General features: G+C 46.1%; 14 protein-coding genes and 2 pseudogenes. 15 read left to right on the top strand and 1 reads right to left on the bottom strand.

Annotated elements, in window-relative coordinates:
• Positions 1–11 precede the first annotated feature (11 nt).
• The 15 genes and pseudogenes from CBI31_RS02820 to cysM all read left to right on the top strand — a co-directional run bounded on the left by CBI31_RS02820 (position 12) and on the right by cysM (position 16,501).
• Complete coding sequence (locus tag CBI31_RS02820) at positions 12–893, top strand: prephenate dehydrogenase (RefSeq protein ID WP_088524884.1); 882 nt, start codon at positions 12–14, stop codon at positions 891–893.
• Positions 893–2,218 (top strand): 3-phosphoshikimate 1-carboxyvinyltransferase, encoded by a 1,326-nt coding sequence (gene aroA, locus CBI31_RS02815; protein WP_088524883.1) that lies wholly within the window; start codon positions 893–895, stop codon positions 2,216–2,218. The genes CBI31_RS02820 and aroA overlap by 1 nt, the downstream gene beginning before the upstream one ends.
• 4 nt (positions 2,219–2,222) lie before the next feature.
• Complete coding sequence (cmk, locus tag CBI31_RS02810) at positions 2,223–2,885, top strand: (d)CMP kinase (protein WP_088524882.1); 663 nt, start codon at positions 2,223–2,225, stop codon at positions 2,883–2,885.
• Between the two features lie 138 nt (positions 2,886–3,023).
• A complete protein-coding gene (gene rpsA, locus CBI31_RS02805) occupies positions 3,024–4,697 on the top strand; it encodes a 30S ribosomal protein S1 (protein WP_088524881.1) in 1,674 nt (557 codons plus the stop codon).
• A gap of 50 nt (positions 4,698–4,747) precedes the next feature.
• Positions 4,748–5,086: pseudogene (locus CBI31_RS02800) on the top strand (integration host factor subunit beta); the annotation flags it as partial.
• 66 nt (positions 5,087–5,152) lie between these two features.
• On the top strand, positions 5,153–6,364 hold the full coding sequence (gene lapB, locus CBI31_RS02795) for a lipopolysaccharide assembly protein LapB (protein WP_088524879.1): 1,212 nt from the start codon (positions 5,153–5,155) through the stop codon (positions 6,362–6,364).
• 17 nt (positions 6,365–6,381) lie between these two features.
• Positions 6,382–7,747: pseudogene (locus tag CBI31_RS02790) on the top strand (UDP-glucose dehydrogenase family protein).
• A 20-nt stretch (positions 7,748–7,767) separates the two neighbouring features.
• Positions 7,768–8,697 carry a D-glycero-beta-D-manno-heptose-7-phosphate kinase gene (gene rfaE1, locus CBI31_RS02785; RefSeq protein WP_088524878.1) on the top strand — a complete coding sequence of 310 codons (930 nt, stop codon included), beginning with the start codon at positions 7,768–7,770 and terminating at the stop codon, positions 8,695–8,697.
• The gene (gene rfaD / locus CBI31_RS02780; protein WP_088524877.1) at positions 8,694–9,713 is read left to right on the top strand and encodes an ADP-glyceromanno-heptose 6-epimerase; all 1,020 of its coding nucleotides are present in this window, start codon (positions 8,694–8,696) and stop codon (positions 9,711–9,713) included. The genes rfaE1 and rfaD overlap by 4 nt, the downstream gene beginning before the upstream one ends.
• A 115-nt stretch (positions 9,714–9,828) precedes the next feature.
• On the top strand, positions 9,829–12,981 hold the full coding sequence (locus tag CBI31_RS02775; protein WP_088524876.1) for a CHAT domain-containing protein: 3,153 nt from the start codon (positions 9,829–9,831) through the stop codon (positions 12,979–12,981).
• A 45-nt stretch (positions 12,982–13,026) separates the two neighbouring features.
• Positions 13,027–13,464: a hypothetical protein gene (locus tag CBI31_RS02770; protein WP_206075430.1), complete on the top strand. Its 438-nt coding sequence runs from the start codon at positions 13,027–13,029 to the stop codon at positions 13,462–13,464.
• The gene (locus CBI31_RS02765; protein ID WP_133062480.1) at positions 13,464–14,252 is read left to right on the top strand and encodes a hypothetical protein; all 789 of its coding nucleotides are present in this window, start codon (positions 13,464–13,466) and stop codon (positions 14,250–14,252) included. Before CBI31_RS02770 ends, CBI31_RS02765 begins: the two co-directional genes overlap by 1 nt.
• Before the next feature lie 37 nt (positions 14,253–14,289).
• Positions 14,290–14,988 carry an alpha/beta hydrolase gene (locus CBI31_RS02760; RefSeq protein WP_133062479.1) on the top strand — a complete coding sequence of 233 codons (699 nt, stop codon included), beginning with the start codon at positions 14,290–14,292 and terminating at the stop codon, positions 14,986–14,988.
• A gap of 131 nt (positions 14,989–15,119) precedes the next feature.
• The gene (locus CBI31_RS02755; RefSeq protein ID WP_088524873.1) at positions 15,120–15,548 is read left to right on the top strand and encodes a ComEA family DNA-binding protein; all 429 of its coding nucleotides are present in this window, start codon (positions 15,120–15,122) and stop codon (positions 15,546–15,548) included.
• Positions 15,549–15,589: 41 nt separating this feature from the next.
• Positions 15,590–16,501: a cysteine synthase CysM gene (gene cysM, locus CBI31_RS02750; RefSeq protein ID WP_088524872.1), complete on the top strand. Its 912-nt coding sequence runs from the start codon at positions 15,590–15,592 to the stop codon at positions 16,499–16,501.
• Positions 16,502–16,510: 9 nt separating this feature from the next.
• Here cysM and CBI31_RS02745 read toward each other — a convergent pair whose 3' ends face one another.
• On the bottom strand, positions 16,511–17,797 hold the full coding sequence (locus CBI31_RS02745; protein WP_240553671.1) for a lytic murein transglycosylase: 1,287 nt from the start codon (positions 17,795–17,797) through the stop codon (positions 16,511–16,513).
• Positions 17,798–17,803 lie beyond the last annotated feature (6 nt).

The raw sequence follows: 17,803 nt of genomic DNA, 5'->3' as shown, positions 1-17,803 counted from the left end.
GATATTCATCTATGACCATGATTAACCCTGCTAGTAATTACGGCACCGTCACCATTGTTGGCGTTGGCTTAATTGGCGCATCTTTAGGTTTGGCTCTTAAAAAGGCCGGCGTGGTGACGAAAGTCTTAGGCGTTGGTCGTAGTAAAGCAAATTTAGATCAAGCACAAAAGATGGGTGCAATTGATGGTGTGGTCGATTTGGTAGAAGCTGCCAAGCAATCAGATGTGATTGTGTTGTGTATGCCAGTGGCGCAAATGCGCGCTGCTTTTGAAGCGCTTGAACCGCATCTTGAATCTAGAACCATGATTACTGATGCGGGCAGCACTAAAGGTGATGTGATTCTGGCCGCAAAAGAAGTATTGGGTAAGAAAGCATGTCAGTTTGTGCCGGCCCATCCAATTGCTGGTGGTGCGCAGCATGGCGCTAGTTCTGCTAAAGCAGATTTATTTCAAGGTAAACAAACGATTGTTTGCCCATTGCAAGAAAACTCCCCTGAAGATATCGCCTTGATGACGGGCTTCTGGGAGTCCGTTGGTTCGATAGTAAAAAAGATTGGTGTTGTGCAGCACGATGCGATTTATGCCGCAGTATCCCATCTGCCACATCTTCTTTCTTATGCATTGATGGCCAGTGTCGTGAACTCAGAAGATGCTGATCAAAAGTTGGATCATGTGGGCGCAGGGTTTAAGGATTTCACCCGTATTGCTGCTTCTAGCCCAGAAATGTGGCGTGATATTTGTATAGGTAACCGTGCTGCGATTCTGCAAGAGTTGGATCGATATTTATTGATCGTGAACCACATGCGTAAATTAGTTGCTGAGGGCGACGGTGAGGGTCTAGAAAAATTATTCAATAAAGCAAGTAAAGCTCGTCAAGATTTGGATGAGGCTTAATGGCTCATTCGCCTAGTATTCAGATTGGACCATTCAAGCGAGCTCAAGGCTCGACTATTTTGCCTGGTTCCAAAAGTATTTCGAATCGCGCTTTATTGCTGGCAGCGCTTTCCACAGGCACTACTACTTTAAAGAACTTGCTGGATGCTGATGACACCCAGGTGATGCGCAACGCACTTCGTCAGCTTGGCTTATCTGTTACTGACCAAGCCAACAATGTTTGCGTAGTTGAGGGTTGTGGTGGCCGCTTTCCGGTACGCAAAGCAGATTTGTTCATGGGTAATGCCGGCACAGCAATTCGTCCGCTGACCGCAGCACTTGCAATGCAAGGTGGTGACTATCGCTTATCTGGTGTTGCTCGCATGCATGAGAGACCGATTCGGGATTTGGTCAATGGTCTGCGACAAGTTGGTGCTAAGATTGAATACGAATTACAAGAAGGTTATCCCCCGATTCAGATTTCTGCTGCTGATATCAAAATCTTGGATGTGGTTAAAGTACGTGGCGATGTATCAAGTCAATTCTTGACGGCATTATTGATGGCATTACCACTTATTGCGGTAAAGCCGGTTCGTATTGAAGTCGTTGGTGAATTGATTTCTCGACCATATATTGATATCACTCTAAAGTTGATGGCACGCTTTGGTGTGAATGTTGCTTGTCCTGATGCACAGTCATTTGTGATTCCCGCTAAAACATCTGATGCTGTTTATAAGAGCCCTGGTCAGTTATCTGTTGAGGGCGATGCCTCGTCTGCTTCATACTTCTTGGCGCTAGGCGCTATCGGCGGCGGCCCTTTGCGAGTTCTTGGTGTTGGTAAAGACAGTATTCAGGGTGATGTCGCTTTTGCCGATGCACTTGCATTGATGGGTGCCAACATTAGCGCTGGTGAAGATTGGATTGAGATTACGGGCGTCAAAAACGCAAGCGGTAAACTTAATGGCATCACGATGGATTGCACCGAAATTCCAGATGCAGCAATGACTCTAGCTGTTGCTGCACTCTTCGCCGAAGGTCCTACGCGCTTAACCAATATTGCGAGTTGGCGCGTTAAAGAAACGGATCGTATTGCCGCCATGGCAGCAGAGCTTAGAAAAGTTGGCGCTACTGTACAAGAAGGTGCCGACTATATTGTGGTGAATGCCCCATCTCAAGGTGAGTGGAAGTCACCAGGTGAGGGCATTGATACTTATGATGACCATCGCATGGCAATGTGTTTCTCGCTCGCCGCTTTTGGTCCGAACGCTTTGAAAATTAACGATCCTAATTGCGTTGCTAAAACTTTCCCGACTTACTTTGCCGAGTTTGCAAAGGTAGCGAGTTGATCACATGATTTCTTACCCAGTCATTGCAATTGATGGACCCACTGCCTCTGGCAAGGGAACAGTTGCATCTTTGGTGGCAGAAAAGCTAGGCTTTCATTATTTGGATAGTGGGGCGCTCTATCGCTTAGTTGCCCTTGCTAGTGAAAAACGCGGAATTGACGCAAAAAATGGCCCAGAATTGGGTCTTTTAGTTCCTAAGTTATTGATTTCATTCAAAAATAGTCAAATTTCTCTGGATGGCGAGGATGTTACCGACGCTATTCGTACTGAAAACATTGGCCTGAGAGCCTCTACTGTGGCGGTTCATCCCGAGGTTCGATCCGCTTTAGTAGGCCTGCAACGTAGTTTTCGGCAGTTTCCGGGATTAGTGGCAGATGGCCGGGATATGGCTAGCGTGATATTCCCAGACGCGGTTTTGAAGGTTTTCTTGACGGCAACAGCGGCTGCCAGAGCAGAACGTCGCTATAAGCAATTGATAGCTAAGGGAATTTCTGCTAAACTTTCCGACTTACTGCAAGATTTGCAGGAGCGCGATGCCAGAGATAGTAGTCGAGGTACCGCACCCCTGTTAGTTGCAGATGGTGCAAAAGTGCTTGAAACATCAGATTTATCGATAGATCAGGCAGTTAAGACAGTTTTGGATTGGTATCAATCTGCGATTGTTTAGTTTGTCAGTTGTTTGGTAGTGAGCTGTAGAAGTAGTTTTGGCGTCTTAAGAAACTCTACAACGCGTTCATTAGCGTGTTTCTTTAAGGCTTTTTTAACCTAACCCGTCGGACCTTCTGACGGCACAAAGTGAATACACATGTCTGAATCATTTGCAGAATTATTTGAAGAATCATTAACCCGCTCGAATATGAAGACCGGCCAAGTTATTTCGGCTGAAGTTCTTCGCATCGACCATAACTTCGTCGTTGTTAACGCTGGCTTAAAGTCTGAAGCGTTTATTCCTGTTGAAGAATTCCATAACGACGCTGGCGAGATTGAAGTAGCTCCTGGCGATTTCGTTTCTGTTGCTATCGATGCCCTTGAAAACGGCTATGGCGACACCATCCTCTCCCGTGACAAAGCGAAGCGCTTGGCATCGTGGATGAATTTGGAAAAAGCACTCGAGCAAGCTGAGATCGTTACCGGTACTGTTACTGGCAAGGTTAAAGGAGGCTTGACTGTCATGGTGAACGGTATCCGCGCATTCTTGCCTGGATCACTTGTTGATACACGTCCAATCAAAGACACCAGCCCTTACGAAGGTAAGACGATGGAGTTTAAGGTTATCAAGCTTGACCGTAAGCGTAACAACGTCGTGTTATCACGTCGTGCAGTGGTTGAAGCTAGCCAAGGTAAAGAGCGCGCTGAGTTGATGTCTAACCTCAAAGAAGGTGCAGTAGTTACTGGCCTGGTTAAGAACATTACTGATTACGGCGCCTTCGTTGACCTCGGTGGTATCGATGGCCTCTTGCACATTACCGATTTGGCATGGCGTCGCGTGCGTCACCCAAGCGAGATGCTAACTGTTGGTCAAGAAGTAACCGCGAAGATTTTGAAGTTCGATCAAGAGAAGAACCGTGTTTCACTCGGTGTGAAACAGCTTGGTGATGATCCATGGGTTGGTATCGCTCGTCGTTACCCACCAAATACCCGTTTATTCGGCAAAGTTACCAATTTGACTGACTACGGCGCATTCGTAGAAATTGAATCTGGTATCGAAGGCTTGGTACACGTTTCTGAAATGGACTGGACTAACAAGAACGTTGCTCCAAGCAAAGCTACTGCATTAGGAACCGAAGTTGAAGTAATGGTTCTGGATATTGATGAAGACAAGCGTCGTATTAGCTTGGGCATCAAGCAGTGCAAAGCAAATCCATGGGAAGAGTTCTCACGTGCTCAGCAAAAAGGCGACAAACTGACTGGCGCAATCAAGTCGATTACTGACTTTGGTGTGTTCATTGGTTTGCCTGGCGGCATCGACGGCTTAGTTCATCTCTCTGATATCTCTTGGAATGAACCAGGCGAAGAAGCTGTGAAGAAATACAAAAAAGGTGATGAAGTTGAAGCCACGGTATTGGCAATTGATGTTGAGAAAGAGCGTATCTCTCTTGGTATCAAGCAATTGTCTGGTGACCCATTCAATAACTACACATCCGTAAGCGACAAGGGTAGCCTTGTTACTGGTACTGTGAAAGCGGTTGATGCTAAGGGTGCAACTATTCACTTGGCTGATGAAGTTGAAGCTTACTTACGTGCTTCTGAGATTTCAACCGATCGCGTTGAAGATGCACGCAATGTATTGAAAGAAGGCGATAGCGTTACTGCCATGATCATTAATATTGATCGTAAGTCACGTGTTATCAACCTTTCAATTAAGGCAAAAGACAGCTCTGATCAACAAGATGCAATGACCAAGCTCCAAGGTGATGCGCAGTCTGGCACAACCAATTTGGGCGCTTTGTTAAAAGCAAAAATGGACAATCAGGGTTAAAGCAATATTGCCGCTTTCCTCTGGGGGAGCGGCGATTTTTTTGATAGATCATGACATATCAAGAGCAACAAGCCATTACTCGCTCCGAACTCGTGGAGAGCCTCGCGGAACAATTTCCGCAGATTCTTCCTAGGGACGTGGAGCTTGCAGTAAAAACTTTGTTAGACACCATGACTCATGCTTTGGCTGAGGGTAAGCGTATTGAGTTGCGTGGCGTTGGCAGTTTTGTACTGCATCATCGTCCGGCACGTACCGGTCGTAATCCCAAGTCAGGTGATAAAGTCTTGATTCCAGAAAAAAAAGTTCCACATTTCAAGCCCGGTAAAGAGTTGCGTGAGCGAGTGGATTACAAGCCACTGAAACAGGCGGGCCCCAAAGAGGGTTCAGGTGCCTAACATTCAGGCTCATCCTCAGTGGTCCATCAGGACCATTTTTTTATTTAATTTCTGTACGCCATGATTCAGATAGCGACATCTTGGCTATTGCTTCTTCCGGTCATGTTTGGGATTGGCTGGCTAGCATCACGCTGGGACCTACGCCTTGAAAATCGCATGGATGAGCTTGAGCTCATACGTCAGCAGCGCTCCACCTTTAAAGGCTTAAGTCTTTTATTAAATGAGCAGCCTGATCAGGCAATTGAGACGCTCGTCAAAATTGCGCAATTAGATCCAGAGACGATTGAGTTACATTTTTCTTTAGGCAACTTATTTCGTCGTCGTGGTGAGACTGAGCGGGCTATTAAAGTTCATCAGCATCTCGCCAATCGCGATGACTTAAAGCCACGTGACCGTGATCATGCTGCCTATGAGTTAGGCCGTGACTTTCTGCGTGCCGGCCTATTGGACCGCGCCGAAGCCTCACTCAATCGTGTAGGTGAAGGTAAGTTTGCAGTGCCAGCAAAAGAGAGCTTGCTGGAGATGTATCAGGTTGAGCGAGATTGGCAAAAAGCTATCATCTCCGCGCATGAGCTCGCTACATTACAAGGTAAATCCCATCAAACTGAAATTGCCCAATTTCATTGTGAGTTAGCTCAAGAGGCTTTGCGTCGCAAAGATCTCCAGGAGGCTGAAGAGTCGATTCAACGGGCCTTAAGTGCTGTCCCAAATCATGCGCGTGCCGTGATTTTGCAGGGTGATTTTTTTATGGCGACAGGACGTCCAGCTCAAGCGATTGAGGCATGGAGCATTATTGCCAACTCGCACCCAGCTTATATGCATTTATTGGCTGATCGCTGGATGTTAGCGCATACCGAACTAGGCAAAACTGACGAGGGTCTAGATCGTTTGTGTGATCTATTGAAAACGCAAGCATCAGGCGAGTTGCTGGATATCACTCACAAGCATCTTATGACTATTCGGGGCCCTCAAGCAGCGAATGTAATGTTATCTGATGTTATCCAGCACTCCCCAAGCTTAAGTGCTCTGTCAAAGCTGGCTGAAACACGTTTAGCGATTGAGGCGAATGGCGCACATCCGGACAGGATGATTGAGCTACAGTCAATTTTAAATATTTTGCGTCAGCGTACTACCAGCTTGGCTAGATATACTTGTGGCAATTGTGGTTTTAGGGCGCGTCGATTCTATTGGCAGTGTCCTGGTTGTAATCATTGGGAGGCATACTCCCCAAGACGAGCCGAGGGCGTTGCGCCTAGCGGCCCTTCAATGTAAAGAAGAACGGAGATCAGTTGAAAGTCACCATCATCGGTAGCGGTTACGTAGGCTTGGTTACTGGCGCTTGCCTTGCTGAGCAAGGTAATAATATTTTTTGCCTGGACTTGGACCCCAAAAAAAATTGAGATTCTCAATTCTGGCGGCGTTCCGATTTATGAGCCGGGCTTAAAAGAGATGATTGAGCGCAATCGTGCAGCTGGAAGATTGCAGTTCTCTACTGATATTGCTGCATCAGTTGCTCATGGCGATATTCAATTTATTGCAGTAGGTACGCCTCCCGATGAAGATGGTTCTGCTGATCTGCAATATGTAGTTGCTGCAGCACGTAACATTGGCCGTTATGCAACTTCCCCTAAGGTAATTGTTGATAAATCTACTGTGCCAGTAGGTACTGCAGATAAAGTATCTGCTGCCATCAAAGAAGAATTAGAAAAAAGAGGCCAGCCAGCTGACTTATGTTCAGTAGTTTCTAACCCAGAGTTTTTAAAGGAAGGCGCAGCAGTAGAAGACTTTATGCGCCCGGACCGCATTGTGATTGGTACTGAAAATACTCCAGCAGGCCTTCGTGCTAAAGAGCAAATGCGTAAGCTCTATGCCCCATTTAACCGCCACCATGAACGTACCTATTACATGGATGTGAAGAGCGCAGAGTTAACTAAGTATGCTGCCAACGCCATGTTAGCTACCCGTATTTCTTTTATGAATGAGTTATCAAACTTGGCAGATTTAGTAGGTGCTGATATTGAATCGGTGCGACAAGGAATTGGTTCTGACTCACGCATTGGCTTTGGATTTTTATATTCAGGAACCGGTTACGGTGGTTCTTGTTTTCCAAAGGATGTCTCAGCCCTTTCTAAAACTGCTAGGGAGCATGGTAGAGATTTAAAGATTCTGGATGCTGTAGAGGCGGTAAACGAACTCCAGAAATATATCTTGGTTGAAAAGATCGAAAAACGCTTCGGTAATGATCTTAAAGGTATGAAGTTTGCGCTTTGGGGTCTGGCTTTTAAGCCCAACACCGATGATATGCGTGAGGCTCCAAGTCGCGTGATCATTCAAGAATTAGTAAAACGCGGTGCTTCGGTTGTTGCCCATGATCCAGTGGCGATGCCAGAAGCAAAACATTGTCTAGAGTCCGACTTCAAGGGTAATCCAGATGGCCTCAAGAGAGTCTCTATGGTCGACAGCCCAATGGCAGCCCTAGATGCTTGCGACGCGCTAGTCATTGTCACTGAGTGGAAAGCCTTCCACAGCCCAGACTTTGAACAGGTCATGCAAAAATTGACTCACCCCATCATTTTTGATGGCCGTAATCTCTATGAGCCAAGTGCCATGAAGGAATTAGGTATTGAGTACTATGGTATTGGACGACATAATTAAGTCATTGCAGAAATTATCCTATGGAAAAAGCCAACCAAGACCAATTTTCTAAAACCCGCCTACTAGTGGTTGGTGATGTCATGCTCGATCGCTACTGGTTTGGCGATACCAATCGGATTTCTCCTGAAGCGCCTGTGCCAGTAGTGCAGGTTGGTAAGATTGATGAGCGCTTGGGAGGCGCAGCCAACGTTGCTCGTAACGTAGCAGCACTGGGTGCTCAAACAACCATTCTGGGTATCGTTGGTAATGATGAGCCTGGCAAGCGTGTAGTGGAGTTACTCAAGTCAGGTGGCGTTGATAGCCAACTAGAAATTGATGCAAATGCACCAACGATTGTGAAGTTGCGGGTGATTGCTCGTCAGCAGCAGTTAATTCGTCTCGACTTTGAAGAGACCCCAAGTGAAAAAGCACTAGCCCATAAGTTAGAGCGTTTTGAAAAATTGGTAGGTAGTGCTGATGTTGTGATTTTGTCAGATTACGGCAAAGGCGCCTTAGGTCAGGTGACTCATATGATTGAGCAGGCCAGAGCGCAAAACAAGGTTATCTTGGTCGATCCTAAGGGCGAAGATTATGAAAAGTATCGCGGTGCTACTGTTTTAACGCCAAATCGAAGTGAATTGCGTCAGGTCGTTGGCAAGTGGACCAATGAAGAGGAGCTCACCAATAAAGCACAAGCCCTCAGAAAGTCATTAGATTTACAGGCGCTACTTCTCACCCGATCAGAAGAGGGTATGAGTTTGTATACCGAAGCGGGTGTCAGTCATGTCAAGGCGCAGGCACGTGAGGTGTTTGATGTTTCTGGCGCTGGCGATACTGTGATTGCAACTTTAGCGGTTGCCTTAGCTGCTAAGTGGCCCTTAGAAAAAGCGATGGCCTTGGCAAATCGTGCTGGCGGCATTGTGGTCGGCAAGCTTGGAACCGCAACTGTTACTTCAGAGGAACTACAGTGACTATTATCGTAACTGGCGCTGCTGGTTTTATCGGCGCAAATATTGTGCAAGCGCTCAATGCGCGCGGCGAGAAAAATATCATCGCTGTTGATGATCTTCGCCCTGCAGACAAATATCGCAATCTTGCTGATTTAGAGATTATTGACTATCTCGATAAAGATGAATTTCTAGAGGCCTTTAGAAGTGGTCGTTTTGGTAAGGTCAAAGCAGTCTTTCATGAGGGTGCGTGCTCTGACACGATGGAGACGGATGGTATTTTCATGATGGCGAATAACTATCGCTATACCATGGACTTGCTTGATATCTGCACAGCCCAAAAAGTGCAACTGCTCTACGCATCTTCTGCAGCCACTTACGGTGGCTCAGATACTTTCGTGGAGAGTCGTGAGCATGAGAAGCCACTCAATATTTATGGCTACTCTAAGTTCTTGTTTGATCAAGTCATGCGTAAGCGTTTTGCAGAAAAAGTAAATACTGCACAGGTAGTTGGTTTTCGCTACTTCAATGTGTATGGCCCACGTGAATCACATAAGGGTCGTATGGCATCGGTAGCCTTTCATCAATATCACCAATACAAGGCGAATGGCCATGTCAAACTGTTTGGTGAATATGGTGGTTATGGTCCTGGCGAGCAAAGCCGTGACTTTGTCTCAGTTGAAGATGTGGTGAAGGTAAATCTCTTCTTCTTAGATCATCCAGAAATCAGCGGCATCTTTAATTTAGGTAGCGGCAGGGCACAACCATTTAATGATGTTGCACATGCGGTAGCCAATGCCATGCGTAAACTAGATAAAGCCAAACCAGCGACTCTGCAAGAGTTGGTAAAAGAAAAAGCGATTGAATACATTCCATTTCCAGATGCACTCAGAGGTAAATATCAGTGCTTCACTCAAGCCGATCTCACGAAACTTCGCGCTGCCGGCTATACAGAACCCTTCCTTGATGTTGAACACGGTGTAGGTCGCTATATTGAGTGGCTAGAGGCGAACTCAGGATTCTTGGCTAATCCCCTTTAGGCTATAAAAGCATCGTTTATAGGTGCTAATTTGCAGGGGTAACTAGGCATCTCTACTAAGCGCCCGTTTACTAGTTTTGAGCTACCATATTGCTTATAAAAACTAGGGGATTTCTATGCGCAAGCTACTTACTGTTATCGCACTCATGCTATGCTGCAGCATGGCACTCTTTTCATCACAATCATTCGCAGCGCCGAGTAAGGATGATGCTGATGTAGAAAATATCAAAGCGCCACCGAGAGATGTAAAGGATATTTTGCAAATCCTCAGTCAAACTCGTCAGGATCAGGCTCTTATAGACAAAGCGAAAAAGACGCTTGCAAAATCTCCCCCATCAACAAGTGACACTAGTGCCCTTAATCACTACTACTATCAGCGCGCTGTTGCAGAAAATGCATTAGAAAACAGCAAAGAAGCTTTAGAAAATTTTAAAAAAGCTGCGATTGATTACCCTAGTTTTGACATAGCGATGCAACTAGATGAAAGAATGCAGTATGCCCAGCAAGAGCAAAAAAGAGGTAACTTAGTACTTGCCAAAAAGTTAGTAGAAGATACGAGGGCAATGATTCCCAATAATCTGGCTGGATGGAAGATAAGCTCTGGGCAAAAAATGGTCGCTATCTGTTTGCAAATGGGAGATTTTGATTGTGCAAATAAAGCACTTGCTACCCTTGAAGCAGATTACTCTAATCTCATTAGCGTAGCTAGGAATCCGAATTTTATTTATAGGACGAACTGGCAGTTGGGCTATGAGCGGGCTCGTGGCAGAGTTTTTATGTCGGAAGGAAAATTTGTTGAGGCTGAGAGGAGTTTTAGAACTGCTCTAGGTTTAAATAAAACAATTCTTGAGAATGTCAAAGATAGCAATAAGGACGCATTGGATAATGAGGTCAGGGTGCTGCAGGATGTTTCTAGCACGCCAAGATATGCCTATGGTCAAAGGGCTGCTTTATATAACCAGCTGGCGAATGCTTTTCTGGGTCAGCGACGCTTGATGGATGCTGAATATTGGGCAAGAGAGTCAGTTGTACTAGCAATTAATCGTGAGGGTGTCAATTCTTCAGCTACCTGTTTTGCACTATTAACACTATCAAAAATTATTAGTGAGCAAGGGCGTCAAGCTGAGGCGGTCATGTTATCTCAAGCAGCTCTCAAGGTAGCTATGCAATCAACGGATTATTCCGCGTCTCCTTTGATTGCTACATCAAGGAAAGTTTTGGCTACATCTCTAGCTGCGGACGGTAAGTACGCCCAAGCAGATAAAGTCTTTAGCGAGATGATTGAAGGTCTTAAGGCCGACCCTGAGATTGCTTCGCGTTATCAGGCTGGTGATTTAGATTGGGCCATTGCATTGATTAAAACAGGCAAGGCACCTCAGGCTGTGACAATGACTGCAGATATGTTATCTAAGGCCGACGCTCGAATGGAAAAGGGCTCTCCCCGATTGGCAACGATCAGAGCATTTAATGCCTCTGCACTTCAGGTGTCTGGGCAGGGATCTCAGGCACTAACAGAGTTTAAGCAATCCATTCCGATATTGATTGACCAAGCGCGCAATGATTCAGAAAATGGCTCTTCAACAATTCGTCAAACTCAGCGCATAACCTTTGTTTTGGAAGAGTATCTCGCTTCTCTTGCGCAACAAGCTAAAACAGATTCTTCTGGTGCGGCTGCTGCAGAAGCGTTTCAGATTGCTGACCTTGCCCGCGGCAGTGGGGTACAACGCGCTTTAACGTCAAGTGCAGCACGTGCCAATATTTCTGATCCTCAGCTTGCTGGACTAGCGCGTCGTGAGCAGGATTTACAGCAGCGTATCAATACCTTGACAGAGCTCTTAACTGGGTTGCTCTCAGCTCCACCGGCACAACAGCTGCCTGCTGCTCAAGCCAAAATCCGTACTGATATCACCGCCTTTAAATCACAACGTGATGACCTTAAAAAAGAGATTGAGAAAAAGTATCCTGATTATGCTGAGTTGGTTGAGCCTAAACCCGCTTCAGTAGAGCGTACTCAAAAAGCGCTTAAACCTGATGAAGTGTTGATCTCTTGGTATTTTGGCGATAACGTGGGTTATGTTTGGGCCATTACTAAAGATAAGCCTGCACAATTTGCACAGCTCTCCATTGGTCGGGCAAAAATGGCTAAAGATGTTGCGCAGTTACGCAAAGCGCTCGATCCTGGCGTAGCTACCATTGATGAGATACCAGCCTTTGATGTAGTGCTTGCCAATCAACTCTATCAACAAGTGCTCGCTCCCGTGCAAAGTGCGTTTGCTGGTAAAAAAGTGATGCTGACGGTGCCCCATGCTGAGTTGGGCCAATTACCCTTATCCCTGTTGGTGACCAAGCCAACAGCGCAGCCTGCCAAAGGTGGTGCAACCCCGTTTATTGGATACAAGACTGTTCCTTGGTTAACAAGAGATATTGCTGTTGCTCAAGTACCTTCAGTTACTGCCTTAACTGCACTGCGCTCCTTGCCAGCAGGCAACCCTAACCGTAAGAACTTTATTGGCTTTGGCGACCCTTACTTTAGTGCCCAGCAAGAGCAGCAAGCTGATAAACAGGTAAAGGCAACTCAGCTAGCAACCCGTGGAGTGCCCTTGAACTTACGCAGCGCCCCTAAAACTTCCGGCGTGAGCTCTGCTGAGTTGGCACTCTTGCCACGCCTACCAGATACCAGTCTTGAGTTAGAAGAGATTGGTAAAGCGATTGGAGCAGGTGATGGCGATATCTTCTTGCATAAACAAGCTTCCGTAAAGCAAGTGATGGCGACAGACTTATCTAATCGCAAGGTAGTAATGTTTGCTACCCATGGTTTAGTGCCAGGCGAACTCAATGGCTTAACGCAACCAGCGCTAGCGCTATCGTCTCCTGATGTCACGGGTGATAAAGATGATGGCCTTCTGACGATGGATAAGGTCCTCACTTTAAAGCTCGATGCTGACTGGGTCGTACTCTCTGCTTGTAATACAGCGGCAGGTGAGGGTGCTGGCTCTGAAGCAGTCTCAGGTCTTGGTAGAGCCTTCTTCTTTGCTGGTGCTAAAGCCCTCTTAGTCTCTAACTGGCCAGTAGACTCAGTGGCCTCAAGAACCTTGATGACTGATCTCTTTAAGAATCAGCAAAAGGCCCAAGGCACTAGCAAGGCTGAGCTCCTCAGACAAGCCATGCTTACCCAAATTGACCAAGGTGGCATGAAAGAAGGCGCGAATATGAAATACGCCTATGCCCACCCCTTGTTCTGGGCCCCCTTTGTAGTGGTGGGGGATTGATTTAAGATCTACTTGTTCAACATTTTTAATTATTTGAGGTTTTCTATGAAATTGAGTCATATATTGCTTGCCACATCACTGCTTGCCTCTTCCCAGTGGTCTGTTGCTGCTGCTTTGATTAGTGCAAAAGAAGCCGCTTTGCCACCGGCAGCTGGCGCTCTTGCAACCCGTGGTATTTCTCGTGGGCCAGGGATTAAGTTAGCCTCACCAGAAGCCGATACGCCGGTAGCTTCTCCATTTGATTTCAAGGTGAACTTTGAGCCACGCGGCGATGCCAAGATTGATCCAAGCTCTGTCAAAGTGGTTTATATGAAATCACCTTTTGTAGATTTAACCCCTCGTTTAAAGAGTGCTATCTCTGCCAATGGCATTGATTTTGCAAAGGCGGATGTTCCTCCAGGAACCCATACGATCCGTGTAACGGTGAAAGATTCTGAGGGTCGTGAAACGAACTCAGTATTGAATTTGGTAGTGAATAAATAATGAATTGTCCATATTGCCTATCTGATGTTTCAGAAGAGGCTCACGTCTGTAAGACTTGCAGTCGTGATCTTTATCTTTTTAAACCAATGATCGCCAAGATTGCTAGCCTAGAAGGCCAGTTGGCTGCAATCCCCAGTCAAGAAGTGAATGAGCTTAGGATTGCTGAGCTTGAGTACTTGTTGGAAGAACAAAATCAGAAACTCGCTAACAGGTCTTCATTCGCCTGGATAAAAGATATTGCTATTTATCTGATCGTGCCATTACTTTTGTTATTGCTAGCACATTGGTTAATAGCGATTGTTTATGACACCAAAATGATTTATTTGCGCATCATCTCTATGATTCTTCCATTGCCCTTTGCTTATTTCTTATTTAAGAGTCACGCGCACAAACTTTTTCCTTGGTTCATCGGCGTAGTCTTTCTTGCGATTGCTTCAGTGATTGGTATGAGCTGGATTACTAGCTTGGTAGACCGTTCACCAGTTTTTCCACAGAACCTATTTGAGTGGAAAGAGCTTTTAGAGTACTCCGCAAGCATCGCCTTCAGTTTCTTGACTGGAATGCTGCTTGGTAGAGTTGCCTTTGCAGCTGAGCAACGGCGCCGGCAAGCTGGAATCATGAGTGCGCTTAACAAGGCAGCGTCTAACCATGCAAAGAGCGCTAGCGCTTCTATTCAAGGAGTCTTTGGGCTGATGAAAACCGTAGAGGAGCATGGCGGAACAGTCGTTGCTCTGGGAACAACTGCGGCATCAATTTATACGGGCCTTAAGGGAATTGTTGGTAGCTAGAACTTTATTGGCACTGTATTTGTGCCAGGTTGCCTTTATGGCCCAAGGGCAAGTATTTGATGTTCCACATCAACAAGATGCCCCTACGCGTACCCTTTTTGTCGGAGTACAAAATCCCAAAGCCCTAGTTTTATTATTTCCTGGCGGCGGCGGCATGTTACGGCTCAAAGACGATGGCTCAATGCGCAATCAACATACTTTTGTTCGCTCACTTGCTCAATGGGACCAATATCAGATTGCCGCCGTACTAGTTGATACCCCATACGATCTGGGTGACCTAAGAAGGGGGGATCGCAGAAATGAAGACGATCATCTCAAGAGGGTGGGTGAAGTAGTTAGTTTTTACAAAAGTAAAACTGGCTTACCTATTTGGATTTTTGGCCATAGCATGGGCACATCTACTGCAACATATTTTGTAAACCAGTTAAATGAAGATTCAAAAAAACTGACCGGTATCATTATTGCTGGAACTGTAAGAACAGCGTTACTTGACGATAGAGTCAGATTGCCTGTTGCGGCTATTCATCACCAGCAAGACGAGTGCAAGGGAACCCCTCCTTCAGCCTCTCAGGACATTATTTCTGGAAGACCTAAAAACTATATTTCACGCTTTGAGGTAATTGAAGGCGGCATCAGCGAAGGTGATGTTTGTGTGTCCTTTGCCTATCACGGCTTTAATCAAACTGAGCCAGAATTTATAAAGCGTGCTGCGCAATTCATTTTGAATCAGAAATAGAGCGCCCTATCAGAGCTTGCTGATTAGTTTGTATCCCACGTAATTTCGTCAACAGTATCCACTTCCATTCGTTGTAAACGATCCACGCGCACTTTGTGTCCGTGGATTTTTTATTTAATACTGGAGAATGTATGAGTCGAAACTTAAATATTGGTGTTGTAACTGGTTTTGTAAGATCTGCTGCGCTTGCTGTAACACTGGCAGTTTCTGCACTTGGCGTTGCTATAGCATCCCCCATCAATGTCAATACCGCTACTCAATCTGAGTTAGAGAGTATTAAAGGGATTGGGCCTTCTAAGGCAAAAACCATTATTGCCGAGCGCTTGGATGGCGGTCATTTTCAAGATGCCAATGATTTACAGAAACGGGTCCGAGGCATTGGCATGAAATCCGTAGAAAAGATGGTAGATAACGGCCTCACCATTGAGGCACCCAGTTCCTTTCGGGAACCTAATGGCAGGACTAAAAAAGAGGGCGGCGCCTCTAGTAGACGCAATTCTCGTACTCAAACTGGTATTCGCCATCAGCCGGAGCGTTCGGGAGCAGGTCGCAGAAATTAAGCCCTTTCGCGTGTAGGTTTGCTTACGGCTAAAATGGCTTTATGAGTAAACCTTCTTACCTGACAATTTCACAAACCGTAGGCAACACACCTATAGTTCAATTGCAACGGATTCCGGGTCTCGAGAACTCGACCCGCAATAATGTGATTTTAGGTAAGCTAGAAGGCAATAATCCAGCCGGGTCGGTGAAAGACCGACCTGCGCTGTCGATGATCATGCGCGCACAAGAGCGCGGAGAAATTAAACCTGGCGATACCCTCATTGAAGCAACAAGTGGTAATACTGGCATTGCATTGGCTATGACGGCTGCTATGTTGGGCTACAAGATGGTATTGGTAATGCCAGAAAATCAAAGTATTGAGCGCCGCCAAAGTATGGCTGCCTATGGAGCTCAACTCATTTTGACTGCTGCTTCTGGTGGCATGGAGTTTGCACGGGACTATGCGCTCCAACTACAGCGAGAAGGTCGCGGTAGATTACTGGATCAGTTTGCAAATCCGGATAATCCACGAGCACATATTGAAACTACTGGGCCAGAGATTTGGCGAGATACCGATGGGCAAATTACCCACTTTATTTCAGCAATGGGCACTACCGGAACGATTACTGGTGTCTCAACCTATCTCAAGTCCATGAATTCGGAGATTCAGATTATTGGTGCGCAGCCTGAGCAGGGCTCACAAATTCCGGGAATCCGTAAATGGGCTCCAGAGTATTTGCCGAAGATTTATCAAGGCGATAAAGTCGATCGTATTGAATACATTACACAAGCAGATGCTGAGGAGATGGCGCGCCGCATGGCAGCAGAGGAAGGTATCTTCTGCGGCATATCTGCTGGCGGTGCCTTAGTTGTTGCCTTGCGTATTGCACGTCAGGTTGAAAATGCCACGATCGTCTTTATCGTTTGTGACCGCGGCGACCGCTATTTATCTACTGGGGTGTTTCCGGCCTAACTCACCAGCTTAATTCGTTTTAGACTTTTTCTTAGCGCTAGATTTCTTTTGCTTAGATTTTTCACTGGCACTCTTACTGCCCCCTGCTTTACCAGTATTTTCTACCGGCACTACGCTTTGATTCTTATATCCCAAAGCTTCTGCAAACTCGGCAACACTTTGTGCATAGAAGTAGCTTCGGTTGTATTGCACGATCGTCAAAAAGTTATTCAAGCCTACAAAGTATTGGACTTGGTCTGAGCCATCTTTATCTGGGTAGGGCAGATCCACAATAAATGCTTTGCTGCTGGACTCAACGCCACCACTTTGCAGGTCACCTTGTTGTTTGGTTAAGATCCCTTTTTCAATGAGCTCTTGAACAGTGTATTTTAGCTGCGGCTGTCCATCGGCCAATTCTTTAGCGGCTGTTATGCCATCAATTTGCACAGGAAATGAAATGGGCATGCCAGGCTGCCAGCCATGTTTTTTCATGAAGTTACCAACACTAGCTATGGCATCTTTTGGACTTTGCTTTAAATCGATTCTTCCATCGCCATCACCATCCATTGCAAAGCTGCGAATGCTACTAGGCATGAATTGCGGTAAACCAATTGCGCCTGCATAAGAGCTATTCTGGTTTAAGCAAGCATTAAAGCGAGGGCTATTGACACCTTGTATGCTGTTCTTGGCTGGCAACTTGCCGCCAGCTTCAGTCCAGCATAAGAGGATGAGTTCTTTGAGCTGATCTTTAAATAGTTGCTCACGGGCAAGTTTATTGGGCGTCTCGGGGTAGCTAAAGGCTAGGGTAGATAAGACATCTTTTACTCGGAAATTACCCGTCTGGCGTCCATAGATGGTCTCAATGCCAATAATGGCAACAATGATCTCAACGGGAACCCCAGAATCCTGCTCAACTTGGCTCAAAAAGGCTTGGTTTTCTTCCCAAAAGGCTTTTCCAGCCTTTAGTCGGATGGGTTCAATAAAACGCTTGCGGTAGGCAAGCCAATTTTTCTTGAAAGTGCCCGATGGGGGTAATACCAATTTGCGTATTGAAGGAATCGTTTTAGCATCTAAAAAGCCAGATTCTAGGCTTTGCAGGGGGATTTCTTGGGTTTGGGAAACTTGGCTGAGTAATTCATTGAGGTTTTGACTGACTCGCGCTTCTATAGCGATATCTTCAGCTTGGTTTACGATGGGTTGGTCTGGCTTTGTGGGTGGCGTTGGCGCGCTGGCGCAGGCAGCTAGAAGTAAGACTAGAACTAAGTAGGAGATGCGAAGATACATGCGCGATGGGACGGATTGTTGAGAAATAAACACGTTTGC

It is taken from the genome of Polynucleobacter campilacus (genome assembly GCF_002206625.1).
GTDB classification, from domain to species: Bacteria; Pseudomonadota; Gammaproteobacteria; order Burkholderiales; family Burkholderiaceae; genus Polynucleobacter; species Polynucleobacter campilacus.
The sequence above is the reverse complement of the archived record's forward strand: the minus strand, read 5'-3'. Positions and strand labels throughout refer to the sequence as shown.